Raw genomic sequence first — 12,913 nt, forward strand, 5'->3', positions numbered from 1 at the left:
CGCTGGCGACGCAGCTGTCGCTGCCGGACGCCGACGCGCAGGCGCGGGCCAAGGCGGCGGCGGCGCTTCGGGGAGCTGGTGATGCATCTGAGCAAACAGGATCATGCGGCGGTCACGGCCGCCGTGGCCGCGGCCGAGCGCGGCACGGACGGCGAGATCGTGACGGTGGTCGCGGGCCGATCCGACTCCTACCACGACGTGGCGCTGCACTGGGCGGTACTCGCCATGCTGCTGGTGCTGGCGCTGCTGTCGGTGTGGCCCGGCATGGCGGGGGCCCTGTATGAGCGGGTGTTCGACCCGTGGACGCAGGTGGTGCACCCGAGCGTGCTGCTGCTGATCGCGCTGCTGCTCCAGACGCTGGCGTTCCTTGTCGTTCGGCTGCTGCTCGCCATCCCGAAGCTGCGGATTGCGATGACGCCCGGTGCCACCAAGACGCGGCGGGTGCGCAGGCGCGCGGTGGGGCTGTTCCGCACCGCGGCGGAGAAGCGCACGCGTGCCCGCACCGGCGTGCTGCTCTACCTGTCGCTGGCCGAGCACCGTGCCGAGCTGATCGCCGACGAGGCCATCCACGACAAGGTCGCGCCCGAGGTGTGGGGCGAGGCGATGGCGGCGCTGGTCGCCTCCGTGCGCGAGGGGCGCGTCGGCGAAGGCATGGCGCGCGCGGTCGAGCAGGTGGGCGTGGTGCTCGCCGAGCACTTCCCGCGCAGCGCCGACGACATCAACGAACTACCGGACCGATTGATCGAACTATGACCAAGGACGCGAACCTCCCCGTCGAGACGATGTGGGAGGGCAAGTACATCGTCGCCAAGAAGCAAGGGACGTGGGAATATGTGGGCCGCGCCCGCGGCATCGAGGCGGCCGTGATCCTGGCGGTGGACGACAAGGGCTGCGTGCTGCTGGTCGACCAGTTCCGCATGCCGCTGGGCAAGCGCTGCCTGGAGCTGCCGGCCGGGCTGATCGGCGACGACGTCGCGGGCGAGGGTGCCGATATCGCCGCCGCGCGCGAACTGGAGGAGGAGACGGGCTACCGCCCCGGCAGGATCGAGCCGGTCGGCATGTTCCATTCCTCGCCGGGCATGGTCTCCGAAGGCTTCACGCTGATGCGCGCGACCGAGCTGGTGAAGACCGGTGAGGGCGGCGGCGTCGACGGCGAGGACATCACCGTCCACCGGGTGCCGCTCGCCGAGGTCGAGTCCTTCATCGCCGCCAAGCGCGCCGAGGGCTTCGCGATGGACGTGAAACTGCTGCTGCTGCTGGGCGCCGGGATCCTGGCGGGGCGGTAAGCGCCGCCCCGGCCCAGGCTTAGCGGAAGTTGTCGGCGTAGGCCTGAAGCTTGAGCTTGCGCTCGGGCGCCGGGACGACGTGGTAGGTCAGGCCCTGCTTCTCGGCATAGGCCTGGGCCGCTTCCACGGTCGGGAAGGTGAGGCGGACCTGGTCGCGGGTGTCGCCCGAGCCGGCCCAGCCGGTCAGCGGATCCGGCTGCTTGGGCTCGGTGGACTCGAACTCCAGGACCCACATGTCGGTGCGGGCGCGGCCGGACTGGGTGGAATTCTTGGGGCGCTGATAGATACGGGCGGACGGCACAAGCTTCTCCACGCGGGAAATGGGGTTCGTTGTCAAACGCTCTAACGCCCCTCGCGCGCCCGCGCATCCGCATTTTTGGTGCGCAGCGTCGCGGAGGCAGAGGCGGGATCGTCGGGCCAGGGATGGCGGGGGTAGCGGCCGCGCATCTCCTTTGCCACCGCCGCCCAGCTGCCGGCCCAGAAGCCGGGCAGGTCGCGGGTCGTCTGGATCGGGCGGCCGGCGGGCGAGGTGAGGCTCAAGACCAGCGGCACTGCGCCGCCGGCAACGGTCGGGTGGCGGGCGAGGCCGAACAGCGCCTGCGGGCGCAGCTCGACGCGAGGACCGCCCTCGGCACCATAGTCGATCGCATGGGTGGAGCCGGCGGGGCTTTCGAAGCGGGCGGGGGCTAGGCGGCGGACGGCCTGCATCGCATCCCAGCCGGCGAGCGACTCCAGGGCTTGGATGAGGGCGGAGGGGGCGATCGCGTCGAGGCGGCGCTTGCCCGAAAGGAGCGGCGGCAGCCATTCGTCGAGGCGGTCGAGCAGCACCGCGTCCGACAAGGGATCGTCGATGCCGCCCATCTCCGCCGCGAACCGCGCGCGGGCGCGCAGGGCGGCGGCGTCGTCACCCCAGGGCAGGAGGGCGAGGCCGTGGGCGCGCACGCCCTCCAGCAACGCCGCCTCGATCTCGGCGGCGGAGGCGGCGCTGTCCGGGCCGGAACTCAGCCGCAGGGCGCCGAGCGCGCGGGCGCGGACGGCGCTGATCGCGCCGGTGGCGGGATCGAAGGCGACATCGCGGCGCACGGCGATGCGGTCGCCGAACAGCGACTCGATCGTGGCGAGGTCGAGCGCGGCAGCCGAGAGGATGCGCGCGCCCGAGGCGGCGCCCTGGGTCTCCGCGACCGCGAGCCATTCGGCACTGGCGAGCGGCGAAGTCGGGTCGAGGCGAAAGCCGCGGCCGCCGACGCTCGCCCAATGCTCGCCGGTCGCGTCGCGACGGCGAGCGACGCGGTCGGGGAAGGCGAGCGCGACGCAGGTGGCGAGGGCTTGCGGGTCACGTTCCGCGGGCGGGGCTGCGGGGACGAGCCTTGCCCAGCGTTGCGCCATGCGGCGGCCGGCTTCGGCACGCTGGCCGCGCTCGCTGCGCCAGCGGCGGTGGCGCAGTTCGAGGTCGGCGTCCTGGCCGCCCAACCCGCGCTCTCCGAGCAGCACCGCGACTTCGGCGGCGACCTGGGCGAGGCCGCGCTCGCCGGCGCGCACCAGCATGTGGCCGAGGCGCGGGGGGAGCGGGAGGGAGGCGATGCTCGCGCCGTGCGGGGTGGGTCGACCGTCGGCGTCGATCGCCTCTAGCGTGGCTAGGCGCGCCTTGGCCTCGGCGACGGCGGCGGGCGATGGGGGGTCGAGCCAGCGCAACGTGGTGGGATCGGTGACGCCCCAGCGCGCGCAGTCGAGCACGAGCGCGGAGAGGTCCGCCTCCAGGATCTCGGGCGGGTCGAAGCGCGGCAGGCCGGCGGTGGCGGCTGCTTCCCAGAGGCGATAGGCGACGCCCGGCCGCTGGCGTGCGGCGCGGCCGGCGCGCTGGGTGACGGCGGCCTGGCTGGCGCGCTCGGTCACCAGCCGGGTCATGCCGGCGGCGCGATCGTAGCGCGGGCGGCGGGCGAGGCCGGAGTCGACCACGGTGCTGATGCCGTCGAGGGTCAGCGACGTCTCGGCGATGGCGGTCGCGAGCACGAGCTTGCGGCGGCCTTCCGGGTCGGGGGCGATGGCGGCGCGCTGCTGGCCGGGCTCCAGGCTGCCGTGCAGGCGGTGGAGGACGATGTCGGGGCCGAGGCCCTCCAGCCGCTCGGCAGTGCGCTCGATCTCGCCGACGCCGGGCAGGAAGGCGAGCACGCCGCCGTCCGTGTCCGCGAGCGCGGTGCGGATGGCGCGGGCCATGCCGTCCTCGATCCGCTGTTCGGCGGCGCGGCCGAGGTGGCGGAGTTCCAGCGGGTGGCTGCGGCCTTCGCTCTCCACCACCGGCGCGTCGTCGAGCAGGCGGGCGAAGCGGGCGCCGTCTAGGGTCGCCGACATGGCGACGATCCGCAGGTCCGGGCGGAGGCCCGCCTGGGCGTCGAGCGCGAGGGCGAGGCCGAAGTCGCTGTCGAGGCTGCGTTCGTGGACCTCGTCGAACAGCACCGCCGAGATGCCGGCGAGTTCGGGATCGGCCTGGATGCGGGCGACGAAGATGCCCTCGGTCACCACCGTCACGCGGGTGTCGGCCGAGCGGCGGCTGTCCATGCGGGTGGCGTAGCCAAAGGTGCGGCCGACAGGTTCGCCGGCGAGTGCTGCCATGCGCTCGGCCGCGGCCCGGGCGGCGATGCGGCGGGGCGAGAGGAGCAGCACCTCGCCGGTGCACCAGGGCTGGTCGAGGAGTGCGGGGGCGACGGCGGTGGTCTTGCCGGCGCCGGGCGGGGCGACGAGCACGGCGCTGCTGCGCTCGGCCAGGTGGCCGAGCAGGGCGGGCAGGACGGCATGGATCGGCAGGGTCATCGCGCGGAAAGTTAGTCGAAAGTTAGTCCAAGATGCGGGGTCGCACCGGCTGCCCGGAGGGGCAGCGTGCCGGCTCCATGCCATGGTTCGGCGGGGTAGGACAGCGGCGGGGGCGGCGGGTCCGATCGAGAGCGCCGTACCCCGGCGCAGGCCGGGGTCCAGGTGGGGGCGGTTCGCTGGAGCCGCGGGTGTTGCCCAACTGGGCCCCGGCCTCCGCCGGGGTACGCAGAAGGGGGGGGCGGCTGCGCATCCTGACGTATCCCCGCGCAGGTGGGGATGCAGGGCCGAGCAGAGCAACGTGCGTGGCGCGTGGGACCCTGGGCTCCTGCTTTCGCAGGAGCACGAGGCGGGTGCGGTTCGATGGCGCCGTACCCCGGCGGAGGCCGGGGTCCAGGTGGGGGTGGTTCGCTGGAGCCGCGGGCGTTTCCCGACTGGGCCCCGGCCTTCGCCGGGGTACGTAGAAGGAGGGGTGTGCGCCGGCGCCTCAGCGGGGAAGGGCGCCTAGCCTGCGGAGGAAGGTGGTGCAGGCGGGAAGGTCGAGGGTTTCGGCGCGCCAGGCGAGGACGCCGTCGGGGCGGACCAGGAGCAGGGCCTGGGCGTGCTCGTCGGCGAGGCCGTAGCGGTCGAACAGGTCGGCGCGCTCCAGGCGCTCGACGGCGCCGTGCGCGCCGGCCGTCATGCGGGCGAGCAGGTGGGTCGCCACGCGATCGCCGGAAAGGCGCGCGAGCGCGTCGGCGAGGGTGCCGGCCTCGACGGCCGAGAGGCGGCGGCGGGAGAGGGCGAGGACGTGGAAGCGATAGCCCGCGAGCAGATCGAACAGGTCGCGGTGGCGGGTGAGCTGGGCATTGGGCGCGCGCTCGCCCGGGCGCGGCGCGGGGCCGCGGGGCAGCTCCGCGACCGCGGGGTTGGGCGGATAGGCGATGTCGATCTGGGCGAAACGGCGGAAGGCGCGGTCCTGGACGACGTCGAGCGCGGAGGCCGGGCCCACCAGCATCGGCGCGAGCGCGTCGCGCAGCCAGGCGCGCCAGCCGACCTGGCCGGCGGCGGCGTTGAAGATGCGGTCGGTGAAGCGCAGCACCTCCTGCGCGACGGGCAGGCGCTCGCTGCCATAGCTGTCGAGCAGCGCCTCCGACGCGCCGCCGCGCAGCACGGAGACGAGCTTCCACGCGAGGTTGGCGGCGTCCTGCAGCCCGGTGTTCATGCCCTGGCCGCCGGCGGGCGAATGGATGTGGGCGGCGTCGCCCGCGACGAACACTGGGCCGACGCGGTAGCGATCGACCACGCGGTGGTGGCTGCGGAAGCGCGTCAGCCATTCGGGGCGGGAGAGGGTGACGGGAAGGCAGGCCGCCTCCGCAAAGGCCGACTGGAGCTCGGCGAGGGTGAGTTCCGGCGTGGCGTGCTCGTCGGGGCGGGCGTGCAGGTCGGTCGCCATCACCCGCGACAGGCCGGTGCCGTCGAGCGGGAAATAGAGGCCGATGCGATCGGCATGGACGAAGACGCGGAAGCGGTCGTGGTCGAGCGGCCAGTCGACCGCGACGTCGCCGAGCAGGAAGTTCTGCGGATAGGGCGCACCTTCGAACCGCAGGTCGAGCGCGTGGCGGACGATGCTGTGCGCGCCGTCCGCGCCGATCACGTAGCGGGCGTGAAGGGTGGTGACGGTGCCGGATGCCTCCTGCGCCTCCACACGGACGCCGTCCGGATCGACGGCGAGGCCGGTCACCTCCACCTCCCGTTCCACGGTGAGCCAGGCGTCGTCCAGCGCGTCGAGCAGCACCGCCTCCGTCTCCGCCTGGGGCAGCATCAGGATGAAGCGGTAGGGCGTGTCGGGCGAACTGGCGTGGTCGAAATCCAGCCCACCGACCCACTCGCCCGAGACGTGGAAGCCGATGCCGCTGTCGATCACGCCGCGCTGGAGCAGCGTGTCGGCGAGGCCGAGGCTGGCGAACAGCTCCAGCGTTCGCGCGGAGACGGCGAAGGCGCGGGATTCGCGGGTCGGCTGGGCGGCGCGATCGACGATGCGGACGTCGATCCCCTGTCGTCGTAGCAGCAGCGCTGCCATCAGGCCCGTCGGCCCTGCGCCCACCACCAGCACTTCGCACCGATCGCCGTCCGACATGGTCCTGTCTCCACGCTGGCATCGCTTTGCGCGCTGTGCTTTGGATCGGGGCAACAGCGCCGTGGCCCCAAGCTATCGCGGGTCGGGCGGCGCGGCGAGCGGCGATTTGAGTGGAGAGCGGCAATGCGCGTGCTGGGATATATGAGCGGCACTTCGCTGGACGGCGTCGATGCCGCGATCCTGGAGACGGACGGCGAGGGCGTCACCGGCTTCGGCCCCGCGCTGATGCTGCCGTTCGGGGCCGAGGAGCGCCGGGTGCTGGTGCAGGCGACCGAGGATGCGATCGCGAGCGACGGCCACGGCCCGCGCCCGGCGAGCTTTGCCGAGGCCGAGCGGGTGATCCACGACGTCCATGTCCGCGCCGCGCGCGAGCTGCTGGCGCAGCCGGACGCGGGGACGATCGAGCTGGTCGGCTTTCACGGGCAGACGGTGCTGCACCGGCCCGAGCGCAAGCTGTCGATCCAGCTGGGCGATCCCGATGCGCTGGCGGTGGCGCTGGGCGTGCCGGTGGTCGCCGACCTGCGCCAGGCGGACCTGGCGGCGGGCGGGCAGGGCGCACCGCTGGCGCCGATCTATCACGCGGCGCTGGCGGACTGGGCCGGGTGCGCGCGGCCGGTCGCGTTCCTCAACATCGGCGGGGTCGCGAACGTGACGGCGATCGCGCGCGACGGGAGTGTGGCGGCGTTCGACGTGGGGCCGGGCAACGGCCTGATCGACCAGCTGGTGCAGGCGCGTGGGATCGGCCGCTATGACGAGGGCGGGCGGCTGGCGGCGGCCGGGACGGTCGACTGCGGCGTGGTCGAGCGGCTGATGGCGAGCCCGTACTTCACCCGCACCGGCGCCAAGTCGCTCGACCGCTACGACTTCCCGCTCGATGCGGTGGCGGGGCTGTCGGACGCGGATGCGGCGGCGACGCTGACGGCGTTCACGGTCGCGGCTGTGGTGGCGTGCCGGGCGCAGCTGGGCGAGGCGGCGGCGGACTGGCACTGGATCGTGTGCGGCGGCGGGCGGCACAATCCGGTGATGATGGCGATGCTGGCGGAGGCGCTGGGGCGGGTGGATTCGTCGGACACGCTGGGCATGCGCGGCGACTTCATCGAGGCGGAGGCGTTCGCGTACCTGGCGGCGCGATCGGTGCGGGGGCTGGCGATCTCCTTCCCCGGCACGACCGGCGCGCCCGAGGCGATGACGGGCGGGGTGACGTACCGGGGTTAGGGCGCGGACCGTGACAGAAAGCGCTCGTCGCCGTAGCCATTTCGCATGACCGATGTTCTCACAGGCTATGCCGAAGCAAGCGCCGAACTCATCGCGCGGTTCGAGGCCATCTCGACGCGTGACCTCCTCGCTCCCGTAGCGGACCTGTTACCGGTCTCGCCGGCACGGATCGCGGATATCGGCGCCGGCACAGGGCGAGATGCGGCGTGGTTCGCGTCCCAAGGCCATCACGTGTTGGCCGTGGAGCCTGTCGAGGAACTCCGCGCGGCGGGCATGGCTCTCCACGGGGACCGAAGGATCGCCTGGCTCGACGATCGGTTGCCGGATCTAGTCGCTGCAAGGCGAGAGCCCGCCTTCGACCTCGTGACTGCGTGCGCGGTTTGGCAGCATCTCGACGAGGATGATCGCGCGGTCGGTATCCGCCACCTTGCCGGCATGACGGCGGACGGGGGTCTCCTGATCCTTTCCCTGCGCCACGGTGCAGGCGCACCGAGCCGGCGGGTTTTCCCTGTTGATGTCGAGCGTATCGTCGCCGGCGCAAGAGAGAACGGCTTCGACATCGTGCGCGTTGCTGAGGCTGCATCCTTGCAGGCCGGCAACCAGGCCGCTGGTGTGAAGTGGACATGGCTCGCACTGCGGAAGGTCCGCTAACCGGCCAACACGAACCGCTTTCCTCGCGGTCCGCTTTGATGGACCTCCCCTCAGTCGGCGAGCGCCTGGGTGATGGCGTGCCCGGCGAGGCGGGCGGTGGCGAGGAGGCGATCGAGGTCGTGGCCATGGCGCGCGGCTGCCGAGAGGCCGGCCATGGTGGTGCAGACGAAGTCGGTCAGGCGATCGGCGTCCTCGGGATGGCGATCGGCGATGTAGCGGCGGATCACGGCTTCGGCCGCGACCAGGAAGGCGGAGGCGGCTTCCCGCGCTTCCGCGTCGTTGCAGCGCGTGCCCTCCAGAACCAGGCAGCCGGTGGTGCACGGCGCCGCCGCATAACGGCGCGCGGCCTCTTCGAGCAGCGCGGCCAGCGCCTCGGCGACCGGGCGGTCGGGGAGGAGGATCGCGTCGAGCGGGATCGCGCCGGTGCCGGCGTAGCGATCGAGCACGCGCGCATAGAGCCCGAACTTGCTGCCGAACGCCGCATAGAAGCTGGGCGGCTTGATGCCGAGCGCCTCCGTCACGTCGGCGACGCTGACCGCGTCATAGCCGCGCGTGTGGAACAGCGTCTGGGCGACGGCCACTGCCTGTTCCGGATCGAAGCTGCGCGGACGCCCGCGCGGTTTATTTGTAGTCACGATTACAGAATGCCTTGACGGTGCGAAGTCGCTGTTTATGTAGCGATCCCTACAGTAATTTGCCAGGGAGTGCCAGATGACCGCGTTTCAAGGAAAATCCGTTCTCGTGCTGGGCGGGAGCCGGGGCATCGGGGCGGCGATCGTGCGGCGCTTTGCCGCGGACGGCGCGACGGTGACCTTTACCTATGCCGGTTCGGCCGAGGCGGCGCAGGCGCTGGCGGCGGAGACGGGCAGCACCGCGGTGGTGACGGACAGCGCCGACCGGGATGCGGTGATCGCGCGGGTGCGGGAGAGCGGGCCCCTCGACGTGCTGGTGGTGAATGCGGGCATCGCCGTGTTCGGCGACGCGCTGGAGCAGGACCCGGACGCGATCGACCGGCTGTTCCGCATCAACGTCCATGCGCCCTATCACGCCTCGGTCGAGGCGGCGCGGCAGATGCCGGAAGGCGGGCGGATCATCGTGATCGGATCGGTCAACGGCGATCGGATGCCGGTGGCGGGCATGGCGTCCTATGCGCTCAGCAAGTCGGCGCTGCAGGGGCTGGCGCGTGGCCTTGCCCGCGACTTCGGGCCGCGCGGCATCACCATCAACGTGGTGCAGCCGGGACCGATCGACACCGACGCCAATCCCGAGGACGGCCCGATGCGCGACCTGATGCACAGCTTCCTCGCGATCAAGCGCCACGGGCGACCGGAGGAAGTGGCGGGCATGGTGGCCTGGCTGGCAGGACCGGAAGCCGGGTTCGTGACGGGCGCGATGCACACGATCGACGGCGCGTTCGGCGCCTGAGCGGGACGCGCGCGGCCGCGCCGCCACCAAAAGCGCGCCCGCGCGTTCTCCCGCCGCAGATTGCGACAGGGGGACGGGCATGAGCGAGGTTGGCGGCGCGGAGCACGGCGGGCAGGCGGCTGCCGCCGCAGGGCGGCAGGACTGATCGTGGCGCGCAACCGCTATTACCAGGGGCCGCCGAGCGACCATTTCGACGGCGTGCGCTTCTTCAATCCCGGGCAGCCTGCGACGGATCGCGGGCTGCCCGACATGCTGCGGTGGAAGTTCGGGCCGCGCCCGGCCACCTGGCCCAAGGCGGTGCCGGTCACACAGGCGGTGCCGGAGCCGAGGGTGGCGGGGCTGTCGATCACCGCGGTCGGCCATGCGACGCTGCTGATTCAGGCGGCGGGCGTGAACCTGCTCACCGATCCGGTCTGGTCGGAGCGGGCGAGCCCCTTCACCTTTGCGGGGCCGAAGCGGGTGACGGCGCCGGGAATCGCGTTCGACGCGCTGCCACGGATCGACGCGGTGCTGCTGTCGCACAACCATTACGACCATCTCGACATGGCGACGCTGAAGCGGCTGCACGCGCGCGACGCGCCGCTGATGGTGATGCCGCTGGGCAATGATGCGATCGTGAAGAAGGGTGTTCCCGGGGCGCGGACGGCGACTGGTGACTGGGGCGACCGCATCGCGCTGCCCGGCGGTGCCGCGACCACGCTGGTGCCGGCCAACCACTGGTCGGCGCGGGGCACCGGCGACCGGCGGATGGCGCTGTGGGCGGGGCATTGGATCGAGACGCCGGTGGGCCGGGTCTATTTCGCCGGGGACAGCGGCTGGTGCGGCGGCGGCATCTTTCGCGACATTGCCGCGAAGCACGGTGCGCCCGACGTCGCGCTGCTGCCGATCGGCGCCTATGCGCCGCGCTGGTTCATGGCGCCGCAGCATGCCGATCCGGACGAGGCGGTGGCGATGTTCGAGGTGCTGGGGGCGGCTCATGCGCTGGGCATCCACTGGGGCACGTTCCAGCTGACCGACGAGGCGCGCGAGGAGCCGGTGGCGCGGTTGGCGGCGGCATTGGCGGCACGCGGGATCGCGCCGCAGCGATTCATCGCAGCGACACCCGGCGACACATATTCCTTCGCACCTGCGATGGCGTGAAACTTCTGCGACATTTGCTCGCTAGGCCATCGCCGGAGTGAACGCGCGGGCGTTGCGCGGGTGGGAGATTCGAATGCGTCCTTTGTCGACGGCAGCATGGTTGCTGCTGGGTGTGGCCAGTCCTGCGCTCGCGGCCGCGCAAACGGACCCGGTGCCGGCCCAGACGCCGCCGCAGGGGGAGCCGGGCGACTCCGGCCCGCCCGAGGCGGTGGAGGAAGAGACGGAAGGCGCGGAGATCGTGGTGACCGGGCGCACCCCGCCGGGAACGGTGCCGGGCGACATCCCGCCCGAGATCCAGCTGTCGCCCGCGGACATCCGCTCCTATGGCGTGAGTTCGGTCGCCGAGCTGCTCGAAGAGCTGGCGCCGCAGACCGGCAGCGGCCGTGGGCGCGACGGCAACGGCGCGCCGGTGGTGCTGGTGAACGGCAGGCGGACGGCCGGCTTCCAGGAAATCCGCGACCTGCCGACCGAGGCAATCCTGCGCGTCGACATCCTGCCGGAGGAAGCGGCGCTGAAGTTCGGCTTCCGCGCCGACCAGCGGGTGGTGAACTTCGTGCTGCGGCCGCGCTTCCGCAGCATCACGGGCGAGCTGACCGACCGCATCCCGACCGAGGGCGGCAGCAACCAGTTCCAGGCGGAGGCCGGGCTTACCCGGATCAACGACGCCGGGCGGCTGAACGTCAACCTGGAGGCGGAGGGCGTCTCGAACCTGCTGGAGAGCGAGCGCGACATCACGCCGAGCACCAGCGCACGGCGGCCGTTCGACCTGACCGGCAATATCACCGGCGTGCGCGGCGGCGAGATCGACCCGGCGCTGAGCGCCCTGGCCGGAACCACCGTGACGCAGGCGGGCGTGCCGGCCGGCATCGCCAACCCGGGGCTGGCCGATTACGCGGGCACCGCAGGTGTCCTCAACGTGACCGACACGACGCCCTTCCGCACGCTCCAGCCGTCGAGCAACCGGGTGGCGGCCAACGCGGTCTACAGCACCAGCATCTTCGGCAATGTGGCCGCGACCGGGACGGTGCGGCTGGAGCGCAGTGAGAGCCATGCGCTGTCCGGCCTGCCCGGCGTGGAGCTGCTGCTTCCGGCGGAGGGCCCCTTCTCGCCCTTTGCGAACGCCACCACCCTCTATCGCTATGCCGACGTCGATCCGCTGGAGCGCACCAACCGGAGCTGGACGGGCAATGCCACCGCGGCGTTCAACGGCGACATCGGCCGGTGGCGCTGGTCGCTCAACACCAGCTACCAGCGCGACGAGTCGCGCACCTTCACCGAGCGCGGGCTCGACACCGTCGGTCTCCAGGAAGCGATCACCGCGGGCGATCCGGACGCGAGCCCGTTCGGGCCCCTGGACCTCTATGCCCGCGTGGTCGACCGCGCGAAGTCGATCAACCAGGTCGCGGCGATCGATGCGCTGGCGTCCGGCACGCTGTTCGAGATGCCGGCCGGTCCGGCGTCGGCGAGCATTCGCGTGCTGGGCAACACCACCGACCTCAAGAGCGATTCGCTGCGGGCGGGCATCGCCCAGTCCGCCGACATCGGCCGCGACACGGGCACCGCGCGCGGCAACCTGGACCTGCCGATCGCAAGCCGTTCGCGGGACGTGCTGGCGTTCCTGGGCAACCTGTCCCTGAACGGCAACGCCGAGGTGGAGCAGCTGTCCGACTTCGGTACGCAGACGACGCTGGGCTATGGCCTCAACTGGCAGCCGGCCGAGCCGGTGCGGCTGCTGGTGTCGGTGACGCACGAGGAAGGCGCGCCGACGCCGCAGCAGCTGGGCAATCCGGTGCTGGTGACGCCCAACGTGCGCATCTTCGACTATGTCCGCGGCGAGACGGTGGACGTGACGCAGGTGGAGGGCGGCAACCCGAACCTGGAGGGGGACAGCCGCCGCGTGTTCAAGGCGGGGCTGAACCTGCGCCCGATCCGCGACACCGACCTGACGCTGACCGCCGACTATGTGTCGAGCCGGATCAAGAACCCGATCTCGAGCTTCCCGGCGGCGACCGCGGAGATCGAGGATGCGTTCCCCGACCGGTTCCTGCGCGCCGAGGACGGCACGCTGCTGCGCGTCGACACGCGGCCGGTGAACTTCGCCCGTTCCAAGCGCAGCCAGCTGCGCTGGGGCTTCAACTTCTCCAAGCCGATCGTCACCGAACGGCAGCGACAGGAAGAGGCGGCGCGCGCGGCCCGGCGGGCGGAACGCGAGGCGGCGGAAGCGGCCGGCACCGCGCCGCCGCGCGAAGCGCGGGGCGAGCGTGGCCCGGGC

General features: G+C 72.4%; 11 protein-coding genes. 7 read left to right on the forward strand and 4 right to left on the reverse strand.

What is annotated here, in order from left to right:
- The first annotated feature begins 81 nt into the window (after nucleotides 1-81).
- Both VPH46_RS15705 and VPH46_RS15710 read left to right on the forward strand, forming a co-directional pair.
- Nucleotides 82-753 carry a TPM domain-containing protein gene (locus VPH46_RS15705; protein WP_416612711.1) on the forward strand — a complete coding sequence of 224 codons (672 nt, stop codon included), beginning with the start codon at nucleotides 82-84 and terminating at the stop codon, nucleotides 751-753.
- The gene (locus VPH46_RS15710) at nucleotides 750-1,286 is read left to right on the forward strand and encodes an NUDIX hydrolase (protein WP_416612713.1); all 537 of its coding nucleotides are present in this window, start codon (nucleotides 750-752) and stop codon (nucleotides 1,284-1,286) included. Before VPH46_RS15705 ends, VPH46_RS15710 begins: the two co-directional genes overlap by 4 nt.
- Nucleotides 1,287-1,305: 19 nt before the next feature.
- Here the strand turns inward: VPH46_RS15710 and VPH46_RS15715 are convergent, their stop codons facing one another.
- From VPH46_RS15715 to VPH46_RS15725, 3 genes are all read right to left on the reverse strand, one after another.
- Nucleotides 1,306-1,587, reverse strand: a complete 282-nt coding sequence (locus VPH46_RS15715) for an NADH dehydrogenase ubiquinone Fe-S protein 4 (RefSeq protein WP_132884012.1) — start codon at nucleotides 1,585-1,587, stop codon at nucleotides 1,306-1,308.
- Between the two features lie 41 nt (nucleotides 1,588-1,628).
- Nucleotides 1,629-4,094 (reverse strand): ATP-dependent helicase HrpB, encoded by a 2,466-nt coding sequence (gene hrpB, locus VPH46_RS15720; RefSeq protein WP_416612715.1) that lies wholly within the window; start codon nucleotides 4,092-4,094, stop codon nucleotides 1,629-1,631.
- A 484-nt stretch (nucleotides 4,095-4,578) separates the two neighbouring features.
- Entirely contained in the window at nucleotides 4,579-6,210 is a 1,632-nt protein-coding gene (locus tag VPH46_RS15725) for an FAD-dependent monooxygenase (RefSeq protein ID WP_416612718.1), read from the reverse strand.
- Between the two features lie 123 nt (nucleotides 6,211-6,333).
- On the opposite strand from VPH46_RS15725, the gene VPH46_RS15730 reads away from it, so the two are divergent.
- Both VPH46_RS15730 and VPH46_RS15735 read left to right on the forward strand, forming a co-directional pair.
- Nucleotides 6,334-7,425: an anhydro-N-acetylmuramic acid kinase gene (locus VPH46_RS15730; RefSeq protein WP_416612720.1), complete on the forward strand. Its 1,092-nt coding sequence runs from the start codon at nucleotides 6,334-6,336 to the stop codon at nucleotides 7,423-7,425.
- Between the two features lie 45 nt (nucleotides 7,426-7,470).
- On the forward strand, nucleotides 7,471-8,076 hold the full coding sequence (locus tag VPH46_RS15735; protein ID WP_416612722.1) for a class I SAM-dependent methyltransferase: 606 nt from the start codon (nucleotides 7,471-7,473) through the stop codon (nucleotides 8,074-8,076).
- Nucleotides 8,077-8,126: 50 nt separating this feature from the next.
- On the opposite strand, the gene VPH46_RS15740 is transcribed toward VPH46_RS15735, so the two are convergent.
- The gene (locus VPH46_RS15740) at nucleotides 8,127-8,711 is read right to left on the reverse strand and encodes a TetR/AcrR family transcriptional regulator (RefSeq protein WP_416612724.1); all 585 of its coding nucleotides are present in this window, start codon (nucleotides 8,709-8,711) and stop codon (nucleotides 8,127-8,129) included.
- Between the two features lie 76 nt (nucleotides 8,712-8,787).
- Between VPH46_RS15740 and bdcA the strand changes: the two genes are divergently transcribed.
- From bdcA to VPH46_RS15755, 3 genes are all read left to right on the forward strand, one after another.
- A complete protein-coding gene (gene bdcA, locus VPH46_RS15745; RefSeq protein WP_416612726.1) occupies nucleotides 8,788-9,501 on the forward strand; it encodes an SDR family oxidoreductase in 714 nt (237 codons plus the stop codon).
- A 147-nt stretch (nucleotides 9,502-9,648) separates the two neighbouring features.
- Nucleotides 9,649-10,641 carry an MBL fold metallo-hydrolase gene (locus VPH46_RS15750; RefSeq protein ID WP_416612728.1) on the forward strand — a complete coding sequence of 331 codons (993 nt, stop codon included), beginning with the start codon at nucleotides 9,649-9,651 and terminating at the stop codon, nucleotides 10,639-10,641.
- Nucleotides 10,642-10,714: 73 nt separating this feature from the next.
- The coding region (locus VPH46_RS15755) for a TonB-dependent receptor domain-containing protein (protein WP_416612730.1) at nucleotides 10,715-12,913 on the forward strand (2,199 nt) is incomplete at its 3' end.

Origin of the sequence: Sphingomonas sp. MJ1 (PH-R8), assembly GCF_048058635.1 — a bacterium.
Lineage (GTDB): Bacteria > Pseudomonadota > Alphaproteobacteria > Sphingomonadales > Sphingomonadaceae > Sphingomonas.

Coding starts and splice junctions, on each gene's coding strand:
- VPH46_RS15705 (WP_416612711.1), top strand. CDS start 82: ATGCATCTGAGCAAACAGGATCATGCGGCGGTCACGGCCGCCGTGGCC.
- VPH46_RS15710 (WP_416612713.1), top strand. CDS start 750: ATGACCAAGGACGCGAACCTCCCCGTCGAGACGATGTGGGAGGGCAAG.
- hrpB (WP_416612715.1), bottom strand. CDS start 4,094: ATGACCCTGCCGATCCATGCCGTCCTGCCCGCCCTGCTCGGCCACCTG.
- VPH46_RS15725 (WP_416612718.1), bottom strand. CDS start 6,210: ATGTCGGACGGCGATCGGTGCGAAGTGCTGGTGGTGGGCGCAGGGCCG.
- VPH46_RS15730 (WP_416612720.1), top strand. CDS start 6,334: ATGCGCGTGCTGGGATATATGAGCGGCACTTCGCTGGACGGCGTCGAT.
- VPH46_RS15735 (WP_416612722.1), top strand. CDS start 7,471: ATGACCGATGTTCTCACAGGCTATGCCGAAGCAAGCGCCGAACTCATC.
- bdcA (WP_416612726.1), top strand. CDS start 8,788: ATGACCGCGTTTCAAGGAAAATCCGTTCTCGTGCTGGGCGGGAGCCGG.